This window comes from Amycolatopsis sp. (genome assembly GCF_035546795.1).
Classification (GTDB): domain Bacteria; phylum Actinomycetota; class Actinomycetes; order Mycobacteriales; family Pseudonocardiaceae; genus Amycolatopsis_E.
In genome coordinates, this window is sequence record NZ_DASZWC010000057.1 from 102,263 (window position 1) to 125,878 (window position 23,616).

Annotated in this window: 25 protein-coding genes and 1 pseudogene; 14 read left to right on the forward strand and 12 right to left on the reverse strand. The window is 71.6% G+C overall.

Features of this window, described 5'->3' with window-relative positions; all coding sequences use genetic code 11:
- Positions 1-8: 8 nt before the first annotated feature.
- Positions 9-269, reverse strand: a complete 261-nt coding sequence (locus VHD82_RS29740; protein WP_325711450.1) for a hypothetical protein — start codon at positions 267-269, stop codon at positions 9-11.
- Between VHD82_RS29740 and VHD82_RS29745 the strand changes: the two genes are divergently transcribed.
- A complete protein-coding gene (locus VHD82_RS29745) occupies positions 268-573 on the forward strand; it encodes a hypothetical protein (protein WP_325711452.1) in 306 nt (101 codons plus the stop codon). The genes VHD82_RS29740 and VHD82_RS29745 overlap by 2 nt on opposite strands.
- Before the next feature lie 42 nt (positions 574-615).
- Here the strand turns inward: VHD82_RS29745 and VHD82_RS29750 are convergent.
- A pseudogene (locus VHD82_RS29750) lies at positions 616-1,654 on the reverse strand (LacI family DNA-binding transcriptional regulator).
- A 336-nt stretch (positions 1,655-1,990) separates the two neighbouring features.
- On the opposite strand from VHD82_RS29750, the gene rhaI reads away from it, so the two are divergent.
- From rhaI to VHD82_RS29785, 7 genes are read left to right on the forward strand one after another with little or no spacing between them, the layout of a single operon-like run.
- Positions 1,991-3,166 (forward strand): L-rhamnose isomerase, encoded by a 1,176-nt coding sequence (rhaI, locus tag VHD82_RS29755; RefSeq protein ID WP_325711455.1) that lies wholly within the window; start codon positions 1,991-1,993, stop codon positions 3,164-3,166.
- Positions 3,167-3,168: 2 nt separating this feature from the next.
- On the forward strand, positions 3,169-5,199 hold the full coding sequence (locus tag VHD82_RS29760) for a bifunctional aldolase/short-chain dehydrogenase (RefSeq protein WP_325711457.1): 2,031 nt from the start codon (positions 3,169-3,171) through the stop codon (positions 5,197-5,199).
- 16 nt (positions 5,200-5,215) lie between these two features.
- The gene (locus VHD82_RS29765) at positions 5,216-6,631 is read left to right on the forward strand and encodes an L-fucose/L-arabinose isomerase family protein (RefSeq protein WP_325711459.1); all 1,416 of its coding nucleotides are present in this window, start codon (positions 5,216-5,218) and stop codon (positions 6,629-6,631) included.
- Positions 6,631-8,082, forward strand: a complete 1,452-nt coding sequence (locus VHD82_RS29770; protein WP_325711462.1) for a rhamnulokinase family protein — start codon at positions 6,631-6,633, stop codon at positions 8,080-8,082. Before VHD82_RS29765 ends, VHD82_RS29770 begins: the two co-directional genes overlap by 1 nt.
- On the forward strand, positions 8,079-8,885 hold the full coding sequence (locus VHD82_RS29775; RefSeq protein ID WP_325711465.1) for a (Fe-S)-binding protein: 807 nt from the start codon (positions 8,079-8,081) through the stop codon (positions 8,883-8,885). Before VHD82_RS29770 ends, VHD82_RS29775 begins: the two co-directional genes overlap by 4 nt.
- On the forward strand, positions 8,882-10,354 hold the full coding sequence (locus tag VHD82_RS29780) for a lactate utilization protein B (protein WP_325711468.1): 1,473 nt from the start codon (positions 8,882-8,884) through the stop codon (positions 10,352-10,354). The genes VHD82_RS29775 and VHD82_RS29780 overlap by 4 nt, the downstream gene beginning before the upstream one ends.
- Positions 10,351-10,929 (forward strand): LutC/YkgG family protein, encoded by a 579-nt coding sequence (locus VHD82_RS29785; RefSeq protein ID WP_325711471.1) that lies wholly within the window; start codon positions 10,351-10,353, stop codon positions 10,927-10,929. Before VHD82_RS29780 ends, VHD82_RS29785 begins: the two co-directional genes overlap by 4 nt.
- Here the strand turns inward: VHD82_RS29785 and VHD82_RS29790 are convergent.
- Both VHD82_RS29790 and VHD82_RS29795 read right to left on the reverse strand, forming a co-directional pair.
- Complete coding sequence (locus tag VHD82_RS29790) at positions 10,919-11,212, reverse strand: DUF6191 domain-containing protein (RefSeq protein WP_325711474.1); 294 nt, start codon at positions 11,210-11,212, stop codon at positions 10,919-10,921. The two genes, VHD82_RS29785 and VHD82_RS29790, sit on opposite strands and share 11 nt — an antisense overlap.
- Positions 11,213-11,320: 108 nt before the next feature.
- Positions 11,321-12,334, reverse strand: coding sequence for an LLM class flavin-dependent oxidoreductase (locus VHD82_RS29795; protein WP_325711477.1), 1,014 nt, complete (start codon positions 12,332-12,334; stop codon positions 11,321-11,323).
- Positions 12,335-12,426: 92 nt separating this feature from the next.
- Here VHD82_RS29795 and VHD82_RS29800 point away from each other — a divergent pair, with 92 nt between their 5' ends.
- Entirely contained in the window at positions 12,427-13,329 is a 903-nt protein-coding gene (locus tag VHD82_RS29800; RefSeq protein WP_325711480.1) for a cobalamin-binding protein, read from the forward strand.
- Positions 13,330-13,384: 55 nt separating this feature from the next.
- On the forward strand, positions 13,385-13,993 hold the full coding sequence (locus VHD82_RS29805) for a PASTA domain-containing protein (RefSeq protein ID WP_325711483.1): 609 nt from the start codon (positions 13,385-13,387) through the stop codon (positions 13,991-13,993).
- Positions 13,994-14,012: 19 nt separating this feature from the next.
- Here VHD82_RS29805 and VHD82_RS29810 read toward each other — a convergent pair whose 3' ends face one another.
- Complete coding sequence (locus VHD82_RS29810) at positions 14,013-14,135, reverse strand: hypothetical protein (protein WP_325711486.1); 123 nt, start codon at positions 14,133-14,135, stop codon at positions 14,013-14,015.
- A gap of 435 nt (positions 14,136-14,570) precedes the next feature.
- Here VHD82_RS29810 and VHD82_RS29815 point away from each other — a divergent pair, with 435 nt between their 5' ends.
- Entirely contained in the window at positions 14,571-14,855 is a 285-nt protein-coding gene (locus VHD82_RS29815; protein WP_325711489.1) for a hypothetical protein, read from the forward strand.
- 14 nt (positions 14,856-14,869) lie between these two features.
- Here the strand turns inward: VHD82_RS29815 and selD are convergent, their stop codons facing one another.
- Positions 14,870-15,862 carry a selenide, water dikinase SelD gene (selD, locus tag VHD82_RS29820; protein ID WP_325711492.1) on the reverse strand — a complete coding sequence of 331 codons (993 nt, stop codon included), beginning with the start codon at positions 15,860-15,862 and terminating at the stop codon, positions 14,870-14,872.
- A gap of 75 nt (positions 15,863-15,937) precedes the next feature.
- Here selD and selA point away from each other — a divergent pair, with 75 nt between their 5' ends.
- The 3 genes from selA to VHD82_RS29835 all read left to right on the forward strand — a co-directional run bounded on the left by selA (position 15,938) and on the right by VHD82_RS29835 (position 19,550).
- Entirely contained in the window at positions 15,938-17,230 is a 1,293-nt protein-coding gene (selA, locus tag VHD82_RS29825) for an L-seryl-tRNA(Sec) selenium transferase (RefSeq protein ID WP_325711495.1), read from the forward strand.
- Positions 17,218-18,945 (forward strand): selenocysteine-specific translation elongation factor, encoded by a 1,728-nt coding sequence (gene selB / locus VHD82_RS29830; protein WP_325711498.1) that lies wholly within the window; start codon positions 17,218-17,220, stop codon positions 18,943-18,945. The genes selA and selB overlap by 13 nt, the downstream gene beginning before the upstream one ends.
- 215 nt (positions 18,946-19,160) lie before the next feature.
- On the forward strand, positions 19,161-19,550 hold the full coding sequence (locus tag VHD82_RS29835; RefSeq protein ID WP_325711501.1) for an anti-sigma factor antagonist: 390 nt from the start codon (positions 19,161-19,163) through the stop codon (positions 19,548-19,550).
- Between the two features lie 43 nt (positions 19,551-19,593).
- On the opposite strand, the gene VHD82_RS29840 is transcribed toward VHD82_RS29835, so the two are convergent.
- The 6 genes from VHD82_RS29840 to VHD82_RS29865 form a co-directional block, all read right to left on the reverse strand.
- On the reverse strand, positions 19,594-20,034 hold the full coding sequence (locus VHD82_RS29840; RefSeq protein ID WP_325711503.1) for a hypothetical protein: 441 nt from the start codon (positions 20,032-20,034) through the stop codon (positions 19,594-19,596).
- A 50-nt stretch (positions 20,035-20,084) separates the two neighbouring features.
- The gene (locus VHD82_RS29845) at positions 20,085-20,501 is read right to left on the reverse strand and encodes a pyridoxamine 5'-phosphate oxidase family protein (protein WP_325711505.1); all 417 of its coding nucleotides are present in this window, start codon (positions 20,499-20,501) and stop codon (positions 20,085-20,087) included.
- Positions 20,502-20,600: 99 nt separating this feature from the next.
- The gene (locus tag VHD82_RS29850) at positions 20,601-20,825 is read right to left on the reverse strand and encodes a hypothetical protein (RefSeq protein WP_325711508.1); all 225 of its coding nucleotides are present in this window, start codon (positions 20,823-20,825) and stop codon (positions 20,601-20,603) included.
- A gap of 153 nt (positions 20,826-20,978) precedes the next feature.
- On the reverse strand, positions 20,979-21,638 hold the full coding sequence (locus VHD82_RS29855; protein ID WP_325711511.1) for a response regulator transcription factor: 660 nt from the start codon (positions 21,636-21,638) through the stop codon (positions 20,979-20,981).
- Positions 21,639-21,729: 91 nt separating this feature from the next.
- Positions 21,730-21,963 (reverse strand): dsRBD fold-containing protein, encoded by a 234-nt coding sequence (locus VHD82_RS29860; protein WP_325711515.1) that lies wholly within the window; start codon positions 21,961-21,963, stop codon positions 21,730-21,732.
- A gap of 29 nt (positions 21,964-21,992) precedes the next feature.
- Positions 21,993-23,616, reverse strand: a 1,624-nt coding sequence (locus VHD82_RS29865) for a GAF domain-containing protein (protein WP_414637593.1), incomplete at its 5' end; no start/stop codon positions are given.

The window sequence follows — 23,616 nt, forward strand, 5'->3', positions numbered from 1 at the left end:
GGACCGGGTTACGACGTCTCCCGCAGTGCGGCGACCACGCTGGCGCCCGACGGGCTGCGTGCGTGCAGCCCGTCGACGATCGCCAGGGGCTCGGGCAGCGAAACCTGCGGCCACCCAGGGCGAAGGGCGTGCCGGACGTTGCGCGCCCGCCGGTTCACCAGCACTTCGCCCGCCACCGGCCGCGCGCCGATGTCCTGGACCCGGTCGTGCAGCGCGCCGCTGAGCTGTGAACAGGCCATCACCTCGCCACCGCGCACCACTTCCGCCATGCGCCGCCCGAGTTCACGCAGCTCCGCGATCTCCGGGCCGGTGATCCGCTCGGCCGCCTCGGTCTACTGGACATCGGCGACCGGAGCGCACGAGGTGCAGGGCGAGATCCGGAAGAAGTGGGCCGCCACCGGGGCGCACTCCGTCGGCGGCACCATCCGCGACACGTGGGCCAAACGAAGCAGGCCCGGGTATCCCGTCAGCGGCGAGTACGGCATCACCGGCGGCCGCCGCAGCGACTTCCAGCAGCGCGGCTACCTCGCCCGGCCCAGCGCCACCGGTGACACCCAGGTCGTCTGTTACTGATCCGTCCACCGCGGACAGTGGCGCCCGCCCGCCGCTGTCCGCTCACCCCGCGTGGTGCGTCGAAGCCCGCACGACCACTTCCGGGGTGAACACGACCTGCCGGTGTTCGTGCGCGGGATCGGTCGTCTCCTGGGCCAGCAGCCCGGCGGCGGTGCGGCCCAGCCGGCGCCGCGGCTGCCGCACGGAGGTGAGCGGCACGGCCGCGGCGGCCGCGAACTCGATATCGTCGTAGCCGACGATCGCCAGGTCCTCCGGCACACGCAGGCCGAGGCTCACGCACGTCTGCAGCAAACCCAGCGCCAGCAGATCGTTCACGCAGAACGCGGCGGTGGGCCGGGCGGCCTCCGGCAGCCCGGCCAGCCGCTGCCCCGCGTTGCGCCCGTCGGCCACGGTCAGGCTCGTCGTGGGCAGGTCGACGAGCTGACCACGGCCTGCCTCCCGCAGCGCGCGAAGGGCACCCTCGCGGCGGTCGCGGACCTGGCCGAGGCTCACGGGGCCGCCGATGAAGCCGATCCGCTCGTGCCCCGCCTCCAACAGGTGCTGGGCGGCGAGGTGCCCGCCGTACACATCGTCCACCGCCACCGAACAGTGTGTGGCGGCGTCCCGGGTGCGGTCGACGATCACCAGCGGCGTCACCACGTCGTCCAAAGTGGACGATCCGGGGTCGATCGGGGTGATGAAGATGCCCTGCACCCGCTGCTGTTCCAGGCTGCTCAGGTAAGCGCTTTCCCGATCCGCGCGGTTGTCGCTGTCGCACAGGAACAGCGACAGGTCACCGTCCTCGGCCGCGTCCGCCATCCCGGCGGCGACATCGGCGAAGAACGGGTTGCTGCCGTCGAGCATCACGTAGGCCAGTGTCCGGCTGCGCCCGGCGCGCAGCTGCCGCGCGGACTCGTTGCGCACGAAACTTCAGCTCGGCCATCGCCGCCTCGACACGCGCGCGGGTGCGGGCGCTGACCCGGCCGGGCCGGTTGAGCACATTGGACACCGTGCCCAGCGAGACGCCGGCCGCCGCCGCGACCTCCTTCACGCCCGCGGCGCTGACCCCGGACCCGGCCTCCGGACAGTCCTGCGCCGCCATTCGGCCCCACCCTTCGTTCTTGAAACGTAATACTCAGATCGAACAGTATCGTCAGCGGCCAAATACCGCCGCTGAACTGGATATTTTCGCCGTCATTGACTTGACGATCCACTGCATAGTAGCGTCACGGCGCCAGGCTTGTGAAACCTTTCAATCGGAGGTCGCGATGAGGCGGCAGGACCCGGGCACGCTCCCGTCGCCGGAGGTCCGCGCCGTCACCGGACCACCAGGAGGTGACCGGTCCCGGTCGCCACTCGTGCCCCGCCGTCGCGCGGCGACCCCGCTTCGGGCCGCGGACCTGGAAGACGCGCGCGAAAGCGCCTGACGAGGAAAGACGTGATCGACTTGTCCGACCTTACGGCCGTGAAATCCGCCCTGCGGGCCCAGCGGATCGAGACTCCCTCGTGGGCCTTCGCCAACTCCGGTACCCGCTTCAAGGTGTTCCCCCAGCCGGGGGTCCCGCGCACGCCCGAGGAGAAGATCGCCGACGCGGCGACCGTGCACCGGTTCACCGGCGCCGCCCCGAGCGTCGCGCTGCACATCCCGTGGGACCGGGTCGAAGACTTCCGCGCGCTGCGCGCCTACGCCGAGGATCTCGGTGTCGCCATCGGCGCCATCAATACCAACGTCTTCCAGGACGAGGACTACAAGCTGGGCTCGGTGACCAACCCGGACCCGGGCATCCGCCGCAAGGCCACCGATCACCTGCTCGAAGCGATCTCGATCATGGATGCCACCGGTTCGCGCGATCTGAAGCTGTGGTTCTCCGACGGGCTGAACTACCCGGGCCAGGACGATCTGCGCGACCGGCAGGACCGCCTCGCCGAAGCGCTGCGCGAGGCGTACGACCGGCTCGGGGACGACCAGCGGATGCTGCTGGAGTACAAGCTGTTCGAGCCCGCCTTCTACGCCACCGACGTACCGGACTGGGGCACCTCCTACGCGCACTGCGCCGAGCTCGGCCCGAAGGCGGCCGTGTGCATCGACACCGGGCATCACGCGCCCGGCACCAACATCGAGTTCATCGTGGCTTTCCTGCTGCGGGCCGGGAAACTGGGCGCGTTCGACTTCAACTCCCGCTTCTACGCCGACGACGACCTGATGGCCGGGGCGGCGGACCCGTTCCAGCTGTTCCGCATCATGTACGAGATCGTCCGCGGCGACGCGCTGGATCCGGCGTACGGGATCAACTTCATGCTCGACCAGTGCCACAACATCGAGGCGAAGATCCCGGCGATCATCCGTTCGGTGCTCAACGTGCAGGAGGCCACCGCGAAGGCCCTGCTGGTCGACCGCGCGGCCTTGCGCGCCGCGCAGCAGGCGGGGAACGTACTGGAGGCCAACGCGGTCCTGATGGACGCCTACAACACCGACGTCCGGCCGCTCCTCGCCGAACTGCGCGCGGAGGACGGGCTGGATCCGGACCCGATAGCGGCCTATCACCGCAGCGGTTACCAGGAGAAGATCGTGGCCGAACGTGCCGGTGGGCGGCAGGCCGGATGGGGAGCTTGAGGATGAGCGTGCCCGGAGAGCTCGTAGCGCGCAGCAACGCGCTGGGCGCCGACCCGCGCAACACCAACTACGCCGGCGGCAACACCTCGGCCAAGGGCGAGGTAGTCGACCCGGTCACCGCGAAACCCACGGAACTGTTGTGGGTCAAGGGTTCCGGCGGCGATCTCGGCACGCTGACCGAGGCCGGGCTGGCCGTGCTCCGGCTGGACAGGCTGCGCGCGCTGGCCGGCGTGTACCCGGGCGTGGAGCGCGAGGACGAGATGGTCGCCGCGTTCGACTACTGCCTGCACGGCCGCGGCGGTGCCGCCCCCTCGATCGACACCGCGATGCACGGGCTCGTCGACGCTCCGCACGTCGACCACCTGCACCCGGACTCGGGGATCGCGCTGGCGACCGCCGCCGACGGTCCCGCGCTGACCAAGGAATGCTTCGGCGACCGCGTGGTGTGGGTGGACTGGCGCCGTCCCGGTTTCCAGCTCGGCCTGGACATCGCGGCGACGAAGAAGGCCAACCCGCAGGCCATCGGCGTGCTCCTGGGTGGCCACGGGATCACCGCGTGGGGCGCTACTTCCGAGGAATGCCAGCGGAATTCGCTCGAGATCATCCACACCGCGCAGCGGTTCCTCGCCGACCGCGGCAAGGCCGAGCCCTTCGGCGCCGTGGTGCCGGGCTTCGAGCCGTTGCCCGAAACGGAGCGCCACGCCCGCGCCGCCGCGCTCGCCCCGGTCGTGCGCGGGCTCGCGTCCACCGACCAGCGCCAGGTCGGGCATTACACCGGCAGCGACGTCGTGCTGGATTTCCTGTCGCGCGAGAAGCTCGCCCCGCTGGCGGCGCTGGGCACGTCCTGCCCGGATCACTTCCTGCGCACGAAGGTCCGCCCGCTCGTCGTGGACCTGCCCGCGACGGCGCCACTGGAGGACGTCGTCGCGCGGTTGAAGGAGCTGCATGCCGAGTACCGCAGCGAGTACGCCGCTTACTACGAGCGGCACGCGAGCGCGGACAGCCCGGCCATGCGCGGCGCGGACCCGGCGATCGTGCTCGTGCCCGGGGTCGGCATGTTCTCGTTCGGCAAGGACAAGCAGACCGCCCGCGTCGCCGGCGAGTTCTACGTCAACGCGATCAACGTGATGCGCGGCGCCGAGGCGGTGTCGAGCTATGCCCCGATCCCGGAAAGCGAGAAGTTCCGGATCGAGTACTGGGCGCTGGAAGAGGCGAAGCTCAGGCGGATGCCGAAGCCGAAACCGCTGGCCGGCCGGATCGCCCTGGTCACCGGCGCCGGCTCGGGTATCGGCAAGGCGATCGCCGAACGGCTCGCCGCCGAGGGTGCGTGCGTGGCCATCGCCGACCTCGACACCGAGGCCGCGCAAGAGGTCGCGCACGGCATCGGCACGGCGGACAAGGCCGTGGCGGTCACCGCGAACGTGACCGACGCCGAGGCCGTCGCCGCCGCCGTGGACGCCACCGTGCTCGCGTTCGGCGGGATCGACCTCGTGGTCAACAACGCCGGACTGTCGATCTCGAAACCCTTGCTGGAGACCACCGAGCAGGATTGGGACCTGCAGCACGACGTGATGGCCAAGGGCTCCTTCCTGGTCTCGCGGGCCGCCGCGAAGGCGATGATCGCGCAGGGGATCGGCGGCGACATCGTCTACATCTCCTCGAAGAACTCGGTGTTCGCGGGCCCCGACAACGTTGCCTACGGTGCGGCGAAGGCCGATCAGGCGCACCAGGTGCGGCTGCTCGCGGCCGAACTCGGCGAGCACGCGATCCGCGTCAACGGCGTCAACCCCGACGGCGTGGTACGTGGCTCCGGCATCTTCGCCGGCGGCTGGGGAGCGCAGCGGGCCGCGGTTTACGGTGTGCCGGAAGAGGAACTGGGCGCGTTCTACGCGAAGCGCACCATCCTCAAGCGCGAGGTGCTCCCCGAACACGTGGCCGCCGCGGTGTTCGCGCTGACGGCCGGCGACCTGACCCACACCACCGGACTGCACGTGCCTGTCGACGCAGGAGTCGCGGCCGCGTTCCTTCGCTGAGGAAGGGAGAACAACCATGGACCGCATCACCCCGCGCCGGACCCGGATCGGCCTGGTGGCGGGCGGGCTGGGCGCGTACTGGCCGCAGTTCCCGGACCTGCTGCCGCGGCTGCGGGCCTCGGCGCGCCGGGTCGCCGAGCGACTGTCCGGAATGGACTGTGAGGTGGTGGACGCCGGGTTCGTCTCCGACCCGCAGGAAGGCGCCGAAGCCGCGGAACAGCTCCGGGTGGCCGACTGCGACCTGATCATCGGCTTCCTCACCACCTACCTCACCTCCAGCATGCTGGTGCCGATCGCCCAGCGCAGCGGCGCCCCGGTGCTGCTGATCAACCTGCAGCCCACCGAGGCGATGGACCACGAAACGTTCGACACGGGCGCGTGGCTCGCCTACTGCGGGGCGTGCCCGCTGCCGGAGATGGCCAATGCGTTCCGTCGCGCCGGGGTGGATTTCCGCTCTGTGTCGGGCTTTCTGGAGGACGAGCGGGCCTGGGTGAAGATCGGCCGCTGGATCAAGGCGGCCGGGGTGCGTGCCGCGCTGCGGCACGGCAGGCACGGCCTGCTCGGGCACCTCTACCCGGGCATGCTGGACGTCTCGACCGATCCGGCCCTGGTGTCCGCGCAGCTGGGCGGGCACGTGGAAATCCTGGAGATCGACGACCTGCGGGTGCGGGTCGAGAAGGTCACCGACGCCGAGACGAGCGCCCGGATGGCGCTGGCGCGCGAAGTGTTCACTTTGGACGATTCCGTGGTGGAGGAGGATTTCGCCTGGGGCGCCAGGGTTTCCGTGGCGCTGGACAGGCTGGTCGAGGACTTCTCGCTGGATTCGCTGGCGTACTACCACCGTGGCCTGGACGGTGAGACACACGAGCGGGTCGGCGCCGGGTTCATCCTGGGCGCCTCGCTGCTCACCGCGCGGGGGGTCCCGGCGGCGGGCGAGTACGAGCTGCGCAACTCGCTGGCGATGCTGATCATGGACCGGCTCGGCGCCGGCGGTTCGTTCACCGAACTGCAGGCGCTGAACTTCCGCGACAACGTCGTCGAGATGGGCCACGACGGCCCCGCGCATCTCGCGATCAGCGCACGGAAACCGTTGCTGCGCGGGTTGGGCGTGTACCACGGCAAACGCGGCTGGGGCGTCTCCGTCGAGTTCGACGTCAAACACGGCCCGGTCACCCTGCTCGGGCTCGGCCAGCTGCGGGACGGCACATTCAGGCTCGTCGCGTCCGAGGGCGAGGTCGTGCCGGGGCCGCTGCTCAAGATCGGCAACACCACCTCGCGGGTGGACTTCGGCGGTGACCCGGGCGAGTGGACCGACGCCTGGTCGGCCACCGGGGTCGATCACCACTGGGCGCTGGGCACCGGCCACCGGGCCGCCGAGCTGGGCGCGGTCGCGGATCTGCTCGGCCTCGGACTCACCGTGGTGCGGATGTGATGCGGCTGGCGGCGGTCGATCTCGGCGCCTCCAGCGGCCGGGTGATGGCCGGGACGGTCGGGCCGGGCACCCTCGAAGTCGAGGAGGTCCGGCGGTTTCCCAACGGCGGGGTCCGCGCCGGTTCCACGCTGTACTGGGACGTGCTGGGCATCCACCGCGAACTCCTGGCCGGGCTGCGGGACGCGGGCGAGCTGGACGGCGTCGGCATCGACTCGTGGGCGGTGGACTACGGGCTGCTCGACCACGCGGGCCGCCTGCTGGGCAACCCGGTGCACTACCGCGATTCGCGCACCGACGGCGTGCTCGAACGGTTCGTGAAGTCGGTGCCGGAGCGGGAACTGTTCGCCATCACCGGCCTGCAGCGGCTGCCGTTCAACACGCTCTACCAGCTGTTGTCCGAAAAGGACAGACTGGAGCAGGCCGGGCGGATGCTGCTGATTCCCGATCTGCTGGCGTACTGGCTCACCGGCGAGATCGGCGCCGAGCACACCAACGCCTCCACCACGCAACTCTACGACGTGCGGGCCCGCCGCTGGTCGGCCGGACTGGCCGGACGGGCCGGCATCCCGGCCCGGCTGCTGCCCGCGCTGCGGGAGCCGGGGGAGCGGATCGGCACCCTGGTGCCGGAGCTGGCCGCCGAGCTGGCGCTGCCCGAGCTGCCGGTGATCGCGGTCGGCTCCCACGACACCGCGTCGGCGGTCGTCGCGGTGCCCGCCGAACCCGGCACGAACTTCGCGTACATCTCGTCGGGCACCTGGTCGCTGGTCGGCCTGGAGCTCGACGAGCCGGAGCTGGGCGACGCCGCACTGGCCGCGAACTTCACCAACGAAGGCGGGGTCGACGGCAGGATTCGCTTCCTGCGCAACGTCATGGGCCTGTGGGTGCTCAGCGAAACCTTGCGGGTGTGGGCCGCGCGCGGCGAGCGCATCGACGTGGCCGACGCGCTGGCCGGGGCCGCGCAGGCGCCGCCCTTGGCGGCCGTGGTCGACATAGATGCGCCCGCCTTCCTCCCGCCGGGGGATATGCCCGCGCGGATCGTGGCGGCCTGCCGCGAGACCGGGCAACGGCCGCCGGAGGGGCCTGCCACGATGGTCCGCTGCATCATCGACAGCCTGGCCCTGGCGTACCGGCGCACCGTGCGTCAGGCCGCGGAACTGGCCGGACGCCCGGTCGACGTGGTGCACGTCGTCGGCGGTGGCGCACGCAACGAGTTGTTGTGCCAGCTGACCGCGGACGCCTGCGGGGTACCGGTACTCGCCGGCCCGGTGGAGGCGGCCGCGCTCGGCAACGTCCTGGTGCAAGCGCGTACTCTGGGCGCGGATCTTCCCGATCTCGCCGCCATGCGGGCCCTGATCCGGAAGACCCATGCGCTCCGGCGGTTCGAGCCTTCGGGGCCGCAGACGGATTGGGCGGCCGCGGAGGGCCGGTTGACGGCGGGGTGGGTGGCGTGAAAGTCGCGGTACTGGTGACCTGTATCAACGACTCGATGTTCCCGGAAACCGGAAAATCCGTGTTCCGGCTGCTGTCCAGGCTCGGTGTGGACGCGGATTTCCCGCAGGCGCAGACGTGCTGCGCGCAGCCGATGGTGAACACCGGCTACCTCGACGAAGCCGTGCCGGTGGTGCGCCCCTTCGTCGATGCCTTCGCGGGCTACGACGCGATCGTCACCCCGTCCGGTTCGTGCGCGGGTTCGGTGCGCCACCAGCATTCCCTGATCGCGCGCCGCGCCGGGGACGAGCGCCTTGCCGAGGCCGCGCCGAAGGTGTACGAGCTGAGCGAGTTCCTGGTGGACGTGCTCGGCGTGACCGACGTGGGCGCGTACTTCCCGCATCGCGTCACCTATCACCCGACCTGCCACTCGCTGCGGATGCTGCGTGTCGGGGACAAGCCGTTGCGGCTGCTGAAAGCGGTGCGCGGGCTGGATCTGCGCGAGCTGCCCGCGGCCCAGGAGTGCTGCGGTTTCGGCGGCACCTTCGCGGTGAAGAACGCGGAAACCTCCACGGCGATGGGCTCGGACAAGGCTCGCCATGTCCGTGACACCGGGGCCGAGGTGGTGATCGCGGGTGACAACTCCTGCCTGCTGCACATCGGCGGGCTGCTTTCGCGGCAGCGCGCCGGGGTGCGGGTAATGCACCTGGCGGACGTGCTGGCGACGACGGAGGAGGCACCGGACGATGCGGGCGCGACGCAGGAGCGCGCGTTCAGGAGGACCGATCGGGTGCGGGTGTCCCGCGAGGCACAGGAGACAGCATGACCGCCACTTTCGTGGGTATGCCTGCCTTTCCGGAGGCGGCGCGGGACGCGCTGGCGAACACGCAGCTGCGCCGCAACCTCGCGCACGCCACCGGCACCATCCGCGCGAAGCGGGCCACGGTCGTCGGCGAGGTGGACGAGTGGGACGAGCTGCGCCTGGCGGGCGCCGCGATCAAGGACAACGTGCTCCGCCACCTCGACGAACACCTGCTCACCCTCGAAGCGGCCTTGACCGGACGTGGCGCGACCGTGCACTGGGCGCGGGACGCGCGCGAGGCGTGCGAGATCGTCGCGAAGATCGCCAAGGACCACCGGGTCGACGAGGTGGTCAAGGTCAAATCCATGGCCACCCAGGAGATCGGGCTCAACGAGGCGCTCGCCGAGCACGGCGTGACGGCGTGGGAGACGGATCTGGCCGAGCTGATCGTCCAGCTGGGCGACGACCTGCCCAGCCACATCCTGGTACCCGCGATCCACCGCAACCGCGCGGAGATCCGGGAGATCTTCCGGCACCGGATGGCCGCGGCGGGGCGCCCGGCGCCGGAGAACCTGTCCGACGAACCGGCCGAGCTCGCCGGGGCCGCCCGGCTGCACCTGCGCGAGAAGTTCCTGCGCGCCAGGATGGCCGTGTCCGGGGCGAACTTCGCGGTCGCCGAGAGCGGCACACTGGTGGTGGTCGAGTCCGAGGGCAACGGGCGGATGTGCCTGACCCTGCCCGAGGTGCTGGTTTCGGTGGTGGGCATCGAAAAGCTCGTGCCGACGTGGTCCGATCTCGACGTGTTCCTGCAGCTGCTGCCGCGGTCGAGCACCGGCGAGCGGATGAACCCGTACACCTCGGCCTGGGCAGGCAGCACGCCCGGTGACGGTCCACAAGAGACACACGTGGTGCTGCTGGACAACGGCCGCACCCGGGCACTCGCCGACGAAGTGGGCCGCCAGGCACTGCGCTGCATCCGCTGTTCGGCCTGCCTGAACGTCTGCCCGGTGTACGAGCGCACCGGCGGGCACGCCTACGGTTCGGTCTATCCCGGGCCGATCGGCGCGATCCTGAACCCGTTGCTCAAGGGCGTCGGCGTGGATGAGCAGACCGATTCGCTGCCCTACGCCTCAAGCCTGTGCGGCGCGTGTTTCGACGCCTGCCCGGTGCGTATCGACATCCCCGAAGTGCTGGTGCACCTGCGTTCGAAGGTGGTGGACGCGCACCGTGCGGGGGCGCCGAAACCCGAAGCGGTGGCGATGAAATCCGCGTCCTGGCTACTGGCGGACGCGCGCCGGCTGGGGTTGGCCGAGCGCGGGCTGGGCGTGGCGAACAAGATGCTCACGCGGTTCGGGCGCCGCGTGCTGCCGGGCGGGCGGCGGGCGCTGGGCAGGCTGCCGTGGCCGGGTTCGCTGTGGACCAGCGCCCGTGACGTGCCGGCGCCGCCGCCGGAGTCGTTCCGGTCGTGGTGGCGCAAGGGAGGCCGGCCGTGAGCGCTCGTGACGAGATCCTGGCCGCCGTCCGCGGTGCGCTGCACGGCGCGGACAAGGCGGAAACACCGGTGCCACGCGGATATCGCTCGGTGGTGGCGGCCGGTGACGTGATCGATTTGTTCGCGCGGCGGGTCGTCGACTACCGCGCCGGGCTGACCCGGTGCAGCCGCGAGGAGTTGCCCGCGGTAATCCGCGAAGCGCTCGGCCCGGCGCGGAAAGTGCTTGTGCCGGAAGGCTTTCCGGTGCCGGTCGAGGGCGTGCCCGACGCGGCGGATCTCGGCTCCTGCGACGCCGTGGTCACCACCGCCGCGCTCGGTATCGCCACCACCGGCACGATCGTGCTCGACCACGGGCCCGGCCAGGGCCGCCGCGCGCTGACCCTGGTGCCGGACAGGCATGTGTGCGTGCTGTCGGAAGATCAGATCGTGTCCGGTGTGCCACAGGCGATCGCCCGGCTGGACCCGGCCCGCCCGCAGACGTGGATCAGCGGCCCCAGCGCCACCAGCGACATCGAACTGGATCGCGTCGAGGGCGTCCACGGCCCCCGGACGCTGCACGTGATCGTCACTCCGTGAGCGGCCGCGCGCGCAGGACGGCGACTCCCTTGTCCAGGTCGACGCGGGAGTGCGGTGGGGCGCCCTGTGCGTCCTCTTCGCGCAGCATCTCGACCGCGTCGCGGTGGTCGAGCTCCATTCGCTTCGTGCCGTAGAACATCGCGGTGACTTCGTTGAGGTAGGTGGCCGTGATCGGCGTCCCCCTGCGCTTGCGCCGTTTGTGCCGGCCCAGTTCGAAGAGGCCGGCGAGCACCACCAGGATCATCCCGCCCGGGATGCTCCATTCGAGAACCGTCACCACCATGCCTCACCCAACGACCGGCGCCGCCGGCCGGTTCCGGGCAGGCCCTCGTGGCCACGCAGGCCGAGCGGGTGGTCGTCCGGCCGGAGTCCGATCACGCTGGGCCGGAAGCTACCCTTTCCAGCCCAGCGCCGGGGCGAGCTTCGTCGCGATGTCGGTGAGGATCTGCACGTAATCCTCGTGCTCGAAGGTGAACGGCAGCGCGAACGCGACCTCGTCGATCTCACGGAACGCGGCGTGCGCGTACAGCTGTCCGGCTATCTCGGCGGACGTGCCGATGATGTCCTTCGCGAACAGCATCCGCGCCGGGCCCTGCGGTTCGGCCGTGCGCGGGGTCCGTTTCGCCACGTACTCCTCGTACTTGGCGCGCTGGGCCGGGGTGGCGCTGTCGGTGGGGATCACCACCAGCCCCTGCGAAACCCGCGCGCGGTCGCCGTCAGGGTGGGCGGCGCGGAAGGCGCGGATGTGCGAGAGCTGGATCTCGGCGAAGCCGGCGGAGTCCTCGGCCTTGACCACACTGCTGGTGAGGAAGTTCATCCCGTGCTCGCCGGCCCACCGCGCCGAGCGCAGGCTGGCGCCGCCATACCAAAGGCGCCGCCCGAGGCCGGGGGAATGCGGCTGCACCCGGTCGGAGAACACCTCGAATCCCTCGGTGCCGCTGAAGTCCGTCACGGCTTCTCCGCGGACGGCGGCCAGCAGGCGGCGGACCCGTTCGTAGCTGAAGTCCTCGATCTCGGCCGTGTCCGGGTACAGCGCCTCCTTGACCCGCTCGTAATGCATCGGCGGGCCGACGGACAGGCCGGGATTGAGGCGGCCGCCGGTGAGGATGTCGACGGTGGCCAGGTCCTCGGCAAGGCGGAGCGGGTTCTCCCAGCCGAGCGGGATCACCGCCGTGCCCAGGTCGATCCGGCTGGTGCGCTGCGACGCGGCCGCGAGCACCGCCACCGGCGACGAGATCCCGTACTGCAGATGCCGGTGCCGCACCCACGCGCTGTCGAACCCGAGCCGCTCACCGAGCTCGATGATGCCCAGCGTCGACTCGTGCCCCGCCGCGGGATTGTCCCCGTCGAACAGCCCGATGGTCAGAAAACCCAGCTTCCGCAACGGTTCCGAAGCCCGTGGCACCGCAACCCCACCCTCCACACTCGTCTCGCCCGATTCTGTCACCGCGGCGCCGGGAGTCCACGAAGTGGGATGCGGTGACTAGACTCGCCGGGATGCGGATCGTGTCTTTGCTGCCCGCGGCGACCGACATCGTCGCCGAGCTCGGGCGCCTGCCGGAGCTGGTCGGCCGCACCCATGAGTGCGACTGGCCTGCTGAGGTCGCCGGGGTGCCGGTGGTCACCGGCAGCGCGATCGATCCCGGGCAGCTGAGCAGCCGGGAGATCTCCACCGCGGTCGGCGGTCACCAGGGTTCCTCGCTCTACGCCCTCGACGCCGGGCTGCTCGCCGGGCTGGCGCCGGATCTCGTGCTCACCCAGGATCTGTGTGACGTGTGCGCGGTGTCCTACCGTCGCGTCACCGACGCCGTGCGCGTGCTCGAAACCGGCCCGGACGTGCTCAGCCTCGAACCCCGGACGATCGCCGGGATCCTCGACTGCATCCGCCAGGTCGCGCGACGGCTCGGGGTCGCCGACGCCGAAGACCGGATCGCCGCGCTCCAGGCGAGGCTGGACGGGGTGCGCCAGGCGGTCGCGGGCAGGCCGCGCCCGCGGGTGGCGGCCATCGAGTGGCTCGACCCGGTGTGGCCCGCCGGGCATTGGGTGCCGGAGCAGATCGAGGCGGCGGGCGGGGTGCCGTTGCTCGCCCGCGCGGGCGAGCACACCGAGCCCGTGCAGTGGCAGGCCGTGCTCGACGCGAACCCTGATGTCGTACTGCTCATGCCATGCGGACTCTCTCCACAAAGGACAGTCACCGAGCTGGATCTGCTGACCGGTTTGCCTGGTTGGAACCACTTGCCCGCCGTGCGCGGCGGCGCGGTGTGGGTGCTCGACGGGCCCGCCTACTTCAACCGCCCCGGCCCTCGCGTCGTGCGTGGCGCCGAGGTGCTGGCACACGTCCTGCACGGTGTCGCCGCCGGAGAACCGGTCACGCGGGAGGAAGCACGCCGGGTCGGCTGAACGAACCTGGAACCCGGGCGGTTGTCAGGCTATCCTGACAACCGAGGTGAGGGTCATGGACCTGTGGCAGGAAGCCCAGCAGGCGTGGCGGCGGCTGGCGGGCTGGTCGGAAGCGGCGCCGGCGGACGGTGCGGCCGCGCTGGCGGCGCTGACGGATCTCGGGCTGGTCCGGCGGCTGCTCGATCAGGCCGAGTTCGAGGCCGTGCGCGCCGCCCGTGGTGAGGGCCGGTCGTGGTCGGAGATCGCCGTCCGGCTGGGGGTGACGAGGCAGTCGGCGTGGGAGCGCTGGCGGGACGTGGACGAACCGGCCGCCGGGCCGGAGTCGGTGAGCCCGAAGGCCGCGCGGCAGCGCCGCCGTTCGTCGGTGACCGTGCCGAACCTGGTCGGCCGGTCCGTCGAGGAGGCGCGGAAGCTGCTCGCGAAACACGACCTCACCGCGATCGGGCCGGATCCTGACGGCCCGCCGCTGGAGGTGCTCGACCGTTCGGGCAGTGTGGTCATCGACCAGAGCCCGGAGTCCGGCGCGCGGGTGCCGTCCGGTTCGGTGGTGCGGCTGTGGGTGGACCGCGGCGAAGGCGGCGTGCGTGAGCCGCGCCGGCCCAAGCCGGACCCCCGGACCGGCCGCAAGATGCGCGACGAGCTCACCGACGAGACGGTGACCTGAGACGTCCTTTGTGGACTCCTCAGCCGACGGCGACCGGCTCCGCGGCGGAATCGGCGGTCACCTCGGTGACCACGGCTTCGAAAATCGGGGTCGGCTCGGTGGCACCCCGCTGCGGCTGCTGTTCCTGTTCGCCGGTGTTCATGACCGCTCCAGCACTTCGATGATGGTGTCTTTCCGGACGAGCCTCGGCTCCACGTCGGCCGAGGTTCCGTCCGGCTGGACGGGCACCCACACGTGGGTGGTGTACCGGTCGAAAATCGGTTCGCCGACAACAGTTCCGCGAACGCACAACCGTTCCGGTTCACCCGTACGGGCGCGAATCGCGTAAGTCACCCTCGTGCCGTTACTCAATGTGTTGCGCTCCTGGTCCACCAGGCCCCCTCGCGATGCGACTCCCTGCCCCAGCCGACGGTAATCATCCTGTTCCCGTAAACGAATCCCATAGCCGGGTGAATTTCGCATTGCGCAGAGTGTCTTCTCCCCGCCGGGAAAATTCCGCCCGGTTTTCCCGTCATCGCCGCCGCGCCCGCCCGTCCCAGCCTTGGCCGGCCACGGGAACCGGCCAGGGGAGTGGGTCATGGAAGACGGGGACGTGGCGGTACTGCGCTGTCTGCACACCCAGCTGCGGCTGCTCGCGGCGGCGATGACCGTCGATGCCGCCGCGCCCGAAGTGACCACGATGCTCGCCGGGCTCGCCGACACGGCGGCGGCCGCCAGCGAGATGCTCGCCGTGGCCGAACCGGGCACATTGGACGTTCTCGGCCGCGCGTTCGCCTACGCCAGAGCGCGGCGGCTTGACGAGACAGCGTCCGAACTCGTCCTGGCCCACGGTCGTCTGTCGTTGCTACTGCGGGGAAGTTAGCCGTCCACTGTGGATCACCGGACGACGATGGTGTGCTCGCCACGGCTCGTCAGCTCGCCGACCACCGGGGCGCCCGGGATCTCCCCGGCCACGAGCAGGCCGCCGGAGGTCTGCGCGTCGGCGAGCAGCAGCGCCTCGTCCTCGCTGATCGCCGTCAGGTCGACATGCGGGCGCACCCAGTCGAGATTGCGCCGGGTGCCGCCGCTGATATAGCCCTCGCGCAGGGCTTCGCGGGCGCCGGGCAGGTAGGGCACGGCCGCGGCGTCGAGCACGGCTGTCACGCCGCTGGCCCGCGCGAGCTTGTGCAGGTGACCGAGCAGGCCGAACCCGGTCACATCGGTGGCGCAAGTGACCCCGGCGCGCAACGCGGCCGCCGAAGCGGTGTCGTTGAGTGACGTCATGGCTTCGATCGCGGCCGGAAAGCGCTCTCCGGTGGCCTTGTGCCGCGAGTTGAGCACGCCGATGCCGAGCGGTTTGGTCAGCGACAGGGGAGTACCCGGCTTGGCGGAGTCGTTGCGCAGCAGGCGCTCCGGGTCGGCGGTCCCCGTGACGGCCAGGCCGTACTTCGGCTCCGGGTCGTCGACGCTGTGCCCGCCGGCCAGGTGGCAGCCCGCCGCCGAACAGACGTCCAGACCACCCCGCAGCACCTCGGCGGCGAGCTCGAACGGCAGGACTTCGCGCGGCCAGCCGAGCAGGTTCACCGCGACGACCGGGGTGCCGCCCATCGCGTAGACGTCGGAGAGCGCGTTGGCCGCCGCGATCCGCCCCCAGTCGTAGGGATCGTCCACGACGGGGGTGAAGAAGTCGGTGGTGGCGATGAGTGCGAGGCCGTCCCGGATCCGCACCGCGGCCGCGTCGTCGCCCGCGCCGAGGCCGACGAGCAGCTCCCCGGCCGGATCCGCCGGACCGGCCGTGGCCAGGCCGGACACGACCTGCTCCAGCTCGCCGGGCGGGATCTTGCAGGCACAGCCACCGCCGTGCGCGTACTGCGTGAGCCGAACCGTCATGGCGACATTGTGGCCCCGGGCCCCGCCGTCGGGCAGAGCGCTGCGGAGCGGCCCCGGAGTTGGCAGGATGTCGGCATGGTCCAGGCAGACCGGCGCCGGTCGGTACCGCGGACGGACACCGTGCTCGCACACCCCGAACTCGCCGGCGCGCAGCGCAGGCTCGGGCGCGGCCTCGTCAAAGCGGCCGTCGCCGCCGCACAGCAGCGCGCCCGTGAAGGGCTGATCGAGCCGGACGAGGTGGCCGCCGAGGTGCTGGCGGCGTTGCCGCCCACCGCGTCCTCCTCGCGCCGGGTGCTCAACGCGACCGGCGTCATCGTGCACACCAACCTCGGCCGAGCGCCGCTGTCACCGGCGGCGCTCGCGGCGGTCGCCGAAGCGGGCGGGTATACCGACGTCGAGTTCGACCTGGCGACCGGGCAGCGCGCCAAGCGGGGCGCGGGAGCCCTGGCCGCGCTCGCGGCCGCGGTGCCCGCCGCCGCGGATGTGCACGTGGTCAACAACAACGCGGCCGCCCTCCTGCTGACGGCGCTGGAACTGGCTCCCGGCAAGGAGATCGTGCTCAGCCGGGGTGAGCTGGTCGAGATCGGCGACGGCTTCCGCATCCCGGAACTGCTCGAGTCCACCGGCGCGAAGCTGCGCGAGGTCGGCACGACCAACCGGACCCACGTGCGGGACTACGCCGACGCGATCGGCCCGGAAACGGGCTTCGTGCTCAAGATCCACCCGTCGAACTTCCGGATCACCGGCTTCACCGCCGCGCCGGGGATCGGTGAGCTGGCCGGGCTCGGGGTGCCGCTGGTGGCCGACATCGGTTCGGGCTTGCTCACCGCGCATCCGGCGCTGCCCGGCGAACCGGACGCGGAGAGCACGCTGCGCGCCGGGGCGGATCTGGTCACCGCGAGTGGCGACAAACTCCTCGGCGGCCCCCAGGCCGGGCTGCTTCTCGGTGACGCCGAGCTGATCCGGCGCCTGCGCCGGAACCCGGCGGCGCGGGCGTTACGGGTGGACAAGCTCACCCTCGCGGCGCTGGAGGCATCGCTGCGCGGGCCGGTGCCGCCGGTGCTCGCGGCGCTGGACGTACCGGTGGAAACGTTGACAGCGCGGGCAGAACGGCTTGCGGCACGCCTCACTGCGTTCGACGCCCGGGCGGTCGCCAGTGTCGCGGAAGTCGGCGGTGGCGGCGCCCCCGGCGTGCCGCTGCCCAGCGCCGCGGTGAGCCTGCCCCGGCGCTTCGCGGAGCTGTTGCGTGCCGGTTCGCCGCCGGTGGTCGGACGCGTCGAGCGCGAACGGTGCCTGCTGGATCTGCGCACGATCGCACCGGAGGAGGACGCCGAACTCGAACAGGCGGTGCGCCGGTGCACGTCGTAGCGACCGCCGGGCACGTCGACCACGGCAAGTCGACGTTGATCAGGGCACTCACCGGGATGGAACCCGACCGCTGGGCCGAGGAGCGGCGGCGCGGGCTCACCATCGATCTCGGCTTCGCGTGGACGGAGCTGGCCGGTGCGCGGTTCGCCTTCGTCGACGTGCCAGGGCACGAACGGTTCGTGCCGAACATGCTCGCCGGGGTCGGCACCGCGCCGCCGGTGCTGTTCGTGGTGGCCGCGGACGAGGGCTGGATGCCGCAGTCCGGGGAACATCTGTCCGCTTTGGACGCTCTGGGCGTGCGGCACGGTCTGCTGGCCGTCACCAAAGCCGACCGCGCCGATCCGGGACCGGCCACCCGGCAGGCGCTGGCACGCATCGCCGATACCTCGCTGGGCGAAGTGCCCGCGGTGGCCGTCAGTGGAGCCACCGGAGACGGGCTTCCCTTGCTGCGCAACGAACTCACCCGTCTCGCCACGCGGCTGCCGGAGCCGGACACCGGCGCCGACGTCCGGTTCTGGGTGGACCGCAGCTTCAGCATCCGGGGCGCGGGCACGGTCGTCACGGGCACCCTGACCGCCGGCAGCGTGCACGTGGACGACGAACTCCTGCTCGCCCGCGACGGCACGAGCGTGCACATCCGCGGCCTGCAGGCACTGGGCGAATCGCGGGACGAGATCAGCGCCGTCGCGAGGGTGGCACTGAACCTGCGCGGGCTGGACCGGGACCGGATCGGCCGGGGCGACGCGCTCGTCACCCCGGGCGCTTGGCGCACCACCGCCGAACTCGACGTGCGCCTGCGCGGCGCGGAAACGACGGCGCTGCACCGGAATCTGGTGCTGCATCTGGGGTCGGCCGCGATCGGCTGCCGGGTGCGCCCGCTCGGTCGCGAGACCGCGCGGCTGACGCTGTCCCACGCGCTTCCGCTGCGCAGCGGGGATCGCGGGCTGCTGCGAGATCCCGGCGAGCACCGGATCCCGGCCGGAATCGACGTGCTCGACCCACGTCCGCCGCGCCTGCGTGGCCGTGGCGCGGCGCGGGCGCGGGACGCCGAACTGGCCGGAGGTGTGCCGATCGAGCGGTTCCTGCGCGCCGACGACGCCCATGCGCTCGGCCTGCCGGAAACCGGTCCGCGGATAGGGGACTGGCTCGTCCGCGACCAGGTCTGGACTACCCTGCGGGCCGAAGTGGTCCGGGTCGCCGACGGCTGGCTCGCCGCGAACCCGGTCGCGGCCGGTATGCCCGTGGACGCGCTCGCCCGCAAGCTGGAACTGCCCGATCCCGTGCTGGTCGCGCCGCTGCTGGCGGGCACCGCCCTGGTCGTGACCGAAGGTCAGGTGCGGCGGCCGGGCGCCGGGCTGCCCGCACCGGTGGGCGAAGCGGTGCGCGAGATCGAGCGGCGGCTGGCCGAAAACCCTTTCCGGGCACCGGAATCCGACGAGCTGCGGGCCCTCGGACTCGGCGCGAAGGAACTCGCGGCGGCCGTCCGGCTCGGCAGGCTGACCCGGATCACCGGCGAGGTGGTGCTGGGGCCGGGCGCGCTCGAACGAGCCGCCGAAGTACTCGAAGGGCTCGGTGCGACGTTCACCGTGAGCGAGGCCCGCCGCGCCCTGGACAGCACCCGCCGCGTGGTCGTCCCGCTGCTGGAACTGCTCGACGCCGAGGGCGTGACGGAACGGCTCGAATCCGGTGAAAGGCGTGTCAAGGGTCGCGCGTAGCCGCGCACGGTTCTCTGTCGGCCGAGTCCACAAAGGACCCCAGGTAGGTGGTCGTGCCGCAACGCCGCCGCTGGGCCGCGCACCGGTTACCCGCCCGCGCGGGGTAGGGGGGTTGCGCTCGCGGCCGAAGTGATTACGGTCGGGAGTGTCCCCGGGCTGAAAGCTCCAGCCTGCCGCAGCGCAGCGGTGCCGGTTTTCGCTTCGTGGAGGGCAAGATGACTGACATACCTGAGATTTCCGGTCCGGTCGAGAGAGATTCACGGGATCTGCTGGTGCGCCGGGAGGTCGGCGAGCACGCGGTGGTGCTCCGGGTGGCGGGCGAGGTCGACATGGCCACCGCCGGGCAGCTGGCGGCGCAGCTGTGTGCGGCGCGGGAGGCCGTCACCCCGCCGGGGCCGGTGATCGTCGATCTGGACGGGGTGGAATTCCTCGGTTCGGCCGGGCTCGTCGCGCTCGTGCGGGAGTTCGCGCACTGTGACCGGTACGGGGTCGAGCTCCGGATCGTCAGTTCCTCGCGCCCGGTGCTGCGGTCGATCAGCAGGACCGGGCTCGGCGAACTGTTACCCGTCGCCCCGACCATGCACGAGGCGCTCGTCGGCACGTAGGGGTTTCCCGCACTGTCCACAACGGACGATCCTCCGCGGCTGGTCAGGCCGCGCGCTCGGCCCGACGGCAGATGCCGCGGAGCAGGCGCGGCACAAGTAAGGCGTGCGCGCCTGTGCCGATGACCAGCGCGCGGTAGACGCGGCCGGGCAGACCGGGAAACTCTCCGTACGACAGCGCGCTCAGCGTAGTCCCGCCGTCGTGTGGTTCGAGGACGAAGACGAGTGAGTACCGGGAGAAATGGTGTCGCCCGGTCAGCCGGATTCGCCGCGACGGCACCGTTTCGGCCACCTCGAACCCGGGCAGCGCGGAGCCTTCCTCGGGCGGGTTTCCGCTTGCGCGGGCCGGTTCGGCGCCCACCAACCGCGCGAACACCCCGGCACCGGGCCGGCGCGCGGCGAGCGCGTCGCTCAAGGACTTCCAGACGGCGGCGGCAGGGGCCGGGGTCGGGACCCGGTGTTCGTCGAGAAACGGCAGCTCGGGCACGGATTCAGGCTAGCCGATCGCGCCCCGGCGTCCGGAGTGGACCGCGATGGTCAGCCGGCGGCGTCGACGGGGGCGTCGTCGTAGGCGAGCCGCAGGATCCGGCCGGTGATGATCTCGATCGGGATCCGCAGCAGCCGGCTCCGCCCGTCGCCCGGCCATGGTGCGCCCACCTGCGCCATCAGCTCGCCGGGGTCGCTCACCTGACCGGCCTTCCCGACCGCGACGACACTCCAGCCGGTGCGGGTTTCGCGGTCGATCCGGTCGGCTTCGAGCGCGACGACCTCGTGACTGAGCTTGCCCAGTGCACCCGTGCGGGCGGTGTGCACGACGATGTCGCCGCGATGCAGGAAAAACGTCACCGGGTGGATCGCGGGCAGGGCGTCCTCGGAGAACGCGAGCCTGCCGACGGGCTCGGTGGCCAGGAGGTCGACGCATTCCTGGGGCGTCAGCGGCCGGATCTCGGGCATGCCTGTCTTCTTCACCGTGAACGGGATTGCGGTTTCGCCCAGTGTCCCCGCCGGCGGGTGACGGCGGTCAGAGTCGGAAGTCCCCAAGCCGGGTTTTCCTCAGACCGGCTGCTGGTCCAGCGTCCGCAGCAGCGCGGCCAGTTCCGCCATCGGCAGGCCCTTGCTCCGCCGGGCCGGCACGGCGGGCTGGGGTTCTTCGGGCACGACGTCGGTCACTTCCAGGCCGAGGATGTCCAGCAGCGTGGCCAGGTCCTCCGCGTCGCGCGCGCAGGCGGCGACCACGCGTACGGCCTGTGCCCGGGTTTCCCGCTCGGCGCGTGCCATGTGCCCTCCTCGGTCCCCGGAAGGAATCCTGACAGGGCGCGGGCCCGCGCCGCAGCGGGCGAAGGGCCTCATCACCCGGGACGTTCGCGCCGGAATTGGTCCCCGTGGAGGTGACTTTCGCCCCTTCGCCTGCGGTCCCCGGTCCCTGCACGCTCAGCGCGCCTCGCTGCGTGTCTCGCGCTCTTTCCGGATCTTCGTGGCCAGCACGGCGACCTGGGTGCGGCGTTCGAGGCCGAGTTTGGTGAGCAGCCGGGAGACGTAGTTCTGCACGGTCTTCTCCGCGAGGAACATCCGCTCCGAGATCTGCCGGTTCGTCAGGCCCTCGCCGATCAGGCCGAGCAGATCCCGCTCCCGGTCGTTGAGTACCCCCAGCGGACCCTTGTCGGCGGCGTCGGCCCGCAGCTTGGTCATCAGTGTCGCCGCGGCGCGGTTGTCGAGCAGGGACCGTCCCGCGCCGACCTCCCGGATCGCGGAGACCAGGCGGAACCCCTCGATGTCCTTGATCACGTACCCGGCCGCGCCGGCCAGGATGGCGTTGAGCATCGCCTCCTCGTCGGTGAACGAGGTCAGGATCAGCACGGTGAGCCCGGGCAGTCTCGAACGCAGGTCCCGGCACAGTTCGACACCGTTGCCGTCGGGCAGCCGCACGTCGAGCAGGGCCACGTCCGGGCGCAGCGCCGGAATCCGCGCCAGTGCCTGCGCGACGCTGCCGGCCTCGCCGACGACGGCCATCCCGGGGTCGGCTGCCAGCAGCTCGGCCACGCCGCGGCGGACGATCTCGTGGTCGTCCACCAGGAACACCTTGACGGTCACGATCCGCACCTTCCGCTCGGGAACCCCGCGCTAGGGCCGCGGCCACCCGCACGGACCCGGCGTAGGTCCCCGCCACGGGGGACCAAGGTCATCATTCGGCCTGCGACTCGATGTCGGAGGCGACGGCTTCGAGGATCTCCTCGATGAGATCGCTCAGCGCGCGGACCACCGCCAGTTCCGCGGCGTCGGCGTGGGCCGGGGCGGCAACCACACCGATGCCCTCGTACCGGGCGCCGCCCGCGGTGCCGAGGCGCACCTGCGCCCGGGTGCTGCCGCCGGCCTCGCCGACGTCGAGCGTGATGGTCCAGTCCGGTTGGTCCGGCATCGTCTCCTCCTGACGAGCTCCCGTCCCGCTCAGGAGACCGGGGCGCTCCACACCGTTTTCGTGCCGCCACCGGGCGGGTTCGCCACGGTGAAGGCGCCGCCGGCTTGTTCGGCGCGCTCGGTGAGGTTGTGCAGGCCGCTGCGGGCCACGACCGTGGGGATACCCCGGCCGTCGTCGGTCACGTCGATGACCAGCTCGTCGTCCACCGAGATGGTGACCACGAGATTGGCCGCCCTGGCGTGGCGGACGGCGTTGGCCACCGTCTCCCGCACCACAGCCTCCGCGTCTTCGGCCAGTGCGGCGGAGATCTCGCCGAGTGGCCCGGAGATCCGGACGACGGTGCGGATCCCGGTGCCGCCGGTGAGTCCGGTGATCACCTCGTGCAGCCGCTTGCGTAGCTGGGCGGTGCCTTCGGGGCCGCTGTGCAGGTCGAAGATGGCCGTGCGGATCTCGGCGATGATGCTCTGGACGTCGGAAGTGGCTTCGGCGAGCCGTTTCCGGATGTCGGGTGAGCCGGCGCGCGGCCGGGTGCTCTGCAGTGCGAGCCCGTGCGCGAAGAGCCGTTGGATGACATGGTCATGCAGGTCGCGGGCGATGCGGTCACGATCGGCGAACACCTCGAACTGGTGCAGCCGCTGCCGGTCGCCGGCCAGCTGCAGGGCCAGCGCGGCCTGGTCGGCGAAGAAGGCGGCCAACGGCAGCTCCGCGCTGGCGAACGGTCTTCGGCCCGGTTTTCGGACGGCGGCCAGCACCCCGGAGACCGTGCCGGCGGAGGCGCGCAGCGGGAAGATCGCGGCCGGGCCGAACTCCTCGCCGCGGTCGCCGGTCACGCGATAGCGCAGCCGGTCGGCCCGCACCGGTTTCGCCGTGCGGAAGGCTTCCCCGCTGCTGGAGCCCTCGACCGGAACGCGGCGCCCCTGCAGGGAGGCCGGTCCGAGCCCCGCCGAAACGGTGACCACCAGGGTGGTGACCTCCTCGGGCGGCAGCTCGGGATCGTCGGGCTGGGCGAGGAACGTGTAGTCCGCTCCGGTCAGCGCCAGCATGCGCGCCGCGATCAGCCCGAGCACCTCGTCGGAATCGGGCCGGGACAGCAGTTCGGCGCGGATTTCGCTGGTGGCTTCCTGCCACTGCTGCCGCAGCCGCGCGGCCTCGTACAGCCGGGCGTTCTCGATCGCGATGCCCGCCGCCGCGGCCAGCGCCTGCACGACCACTTCGTCGTCCTCGGTGAACGGCTGGCCATCCATTTTCTCGGTGAGGTAAAGATTCCCGAACACCGTGCCACGGACGAGGATCGGCACGCCGAGGAAGCTTTTCATCGGCGGGTGGTGCGCCGGGAACCCGCTGGAGGCCGGGTGCCGCGCCAGGTCACCGAGCCGGATCGGTTTCGGCTGTTCGATCAGCAGCCCGAGCAGGCCGTGCCCCTCGGGCAGGTCGCCGATCTCGGCCCGGACCTGCTCGTTGATGCCCTCGTAGACGAACTCGGCGAGGCCGACGTTGTCCGGGTTCAGCACACCGAGCGCGCCGTAACGGCAATCCACCAGTTCGATCGCCGCGTGCACCACGCGGCGCAGGGTGGCGTCGAGCTCCAGCCCGCCCGCGACCGCGAGCATGGCCTCCAGCAGCCCGTCCATCTGATCCCGCGCGCCGACCAGC

Bases quoted from the DNA above. Each gene is read 5' to 3' on its own strand.
- VHD82_RS29835 (WP_325711501.1), top strand. From the start codon at position 19,161: ATGACTGACATACCTGAGATTTCCGGTCCGGTCGAGAGAGATTCACGG.
- VHD82_RS29790 (WP_325711474.1), bottom strand. From the start codon at position 11,212: ATGGTGGTGACGGTTCTCGAATGGAGCATCCCGGGCGGGATGATCCTG.
- VHD82_RS29850 (WP_325711508.1), bottom strand. From the start codon at position 20,825: ATGGCACGCGCCGAGCGGGAAACCCGGGCACAGGCCGTACGCGTGGTC.
- selD (WP_325711492.1), bottom strand. From the start codon at position 15,862: ATGACGGTTCGGCTCACGCAGTACGCGCACGGCGGTGGCTGTGCCTGC.
- VHD82_RS29765 (WP_325711459.1), top strand. From the start codon at position 5,216: ATGGACCGCATCACCCCGCGCCGGACCCGGATCGGCCTGGTGGCGGGC.
- VHD82_RS29815 (WP_325711489.1), top strand. From the start codon at position 14,571: ATGGAAGACGGGGACGTGGCGGTACTGCGCTGTCTGCACACCCAGCTG.
- VHD82_RS29745 (WP_325711452.1), top strand. From the start codon at position 268: ATGCGCCGCCCGAGTTCACGCAGCTCCGCGATCTCCGGGCCGGTGATC.
- VHD82_RS29845 (WP_325711505.1), bottom strand. From the start codon at position 20,501: ATGCCCGAGATCCGGCCGCTGACGCCCCAGGAATGCGTCGACCTCCTG.
- VHD82_RS29740 (WP_325711450.1), bottom strand. From the start codon at position 269: ATGGCGGAAGTGGTGCGCGGTGGCGAGGTGATGGCCTGTTCACAGCTC.
- VHD82_RS29805 (WP_325711483.1), top strand. From the start codon at position 13,385: ATGGACCTGTGGCAGGAAGCCCAGCAGGCGTGGCGGCGGCTGGCGGGC.
- VHD82_RS29780 (WP_325711468.1), top strand. From the start codon at position 8,882: ATGACCGCCACTTTCGTGGGTATGCCTGCCTTTCCGGAGGCGGCGCGG.
- VHD82_RS29800 (WP_325711480.1), top strand. From the start codon at position 12,427: ATGCGGATCGTGTCTTTGCTGCCCGCGGCGACCGACATCGTCGCCGAG.
- VHD82_RS29860 (WP_325711515.1), bottom strand. From the start codon at position 21,963: ATGCCGGACCAACCGGACTGGACCATCACGCTCGACGTCGGCGAGGCC.
- selA (WP_325711495.1), top strand. From the start codon at position 15,938: ATGGTCCAGGCAGACCGGCGCCGGTCGGTACCGCGGACGGACACCGTG.
- VHD82_RS29810 (WP_325711486.1), bottom strand. From the start codon at position 14,135: ATGAACACCGGCGAACAGGAACAGCAGCCGCAGCGGGGTGCCACCGAG.
- VHD82_RS29770 (WP_325711462.1), top strand. From the start codon at position 6,631: ATGCGGCTGGCGGCGGTCGATCTCGGCGCCTCCAGCGGCCGGGTGATG.
- VHD82_RS29760 (WP_325711457.1), top strand. From the start codon at position 3,169: ATGAGCGTGCCCGGAGAGCTCGTAGCGCGCAGCAACGCGCTGGGCGCC.